The organism is Streptosporangium sp. DT93 (genome assembly GCF_049844535.1).
GTDB lineage: Bacteria > Actinomycetota > Actinomycetes > Streptosporangiales > Streptosporangiaceae > Streptosporangium.
On record NZ_JBNCLF010000060.1, the window covers coordinates 1 to 850 of the forward strand.

An 850-nucleotide genomic window follows, 5' to 3' on the forward strand; every position below is an offset into this window, starting at 1 on the left:
GTCTAAACATTACGGATGGGTCACGGGGGTGGCAGGCGGATCTTTACCCCTCGAAGTGGCTTCCGATGCCCAAGATCCACACTGTATGTTTCAGGCATTCCCTTTACTGACGCATGGAACGCAAGAAGCGTTCCACATCAGACCAAGGAGCTCCCCTTGAAGCGCATCCTCCTCCCCGCCGGTGGCGCCATCCTGGCCACCGGTCTGCTGGCCGCCGGTCTGGCCGGCACCGCCAACGCCGTTCCGGACTGGGCCTACGACACCATGGCCAAGGACGCCCCGGCCGCGGCCGAAGTGGCCGACTTCTGGCTCAAGGCCAACGGTCACACCAACAACCTCGCCAAGGCGACTCCCTACACCTGGGAGACCAAGGCCACGCCGAAGCTGAACGCCGGTGGCGGCTACACCGCCGACGGCAAGCCCGGCGCGGTCAAGCCGACCGGCGAGGAGACCAAGGCCTCCGCCAAGGTCAAGAACATCAACCTGCCGAAGACCATCGGCAAGGTGTTCTTCGTCGACGAGAAGAACGAGCTCAAGTGGTGCTCGGCCACCTCGATCCAGGGCAAGTACCGCAACCTGGTCGCCACCGCCGGTCACTGCGTCTACGACGACAAGGCTGACGCCAGCGTCATGGACAACTGGGTCTTCGTGCCCGGTTACTACCAGGGCAAGACCCCGTGGGGCATCTACGTCGGCAAGACCGCCTACACCCACTACGACTTCGCCAACTACGAGGACTACGACCGCGACTACGCGTTCGTGACCGTCTACAACGGTGTCCAGATCGGTGGCGGCACCGCCAAGGAAGTCTCCAAGGCCGACTACGACAAGTTCACCGGTCGTAAGGAAG

Annotated in this window: 1 protein-coding gene; it reads left to right on the forward strand. The window is 63.1% G+C overall.

Annotated elements, in window-relative coordinates; genetic code table 11:
- Positions 1–156 precede the first annotated feature (156 nt).
- Positions 157–850, forward strand: a 694-nt coding sequence (locus ACLQ2R_RS39470; RefSeq protein ID WP_425966535.1) for a trypsin-like serine peptidase, incomplete at its 3' end; no start/stop codon positions are given.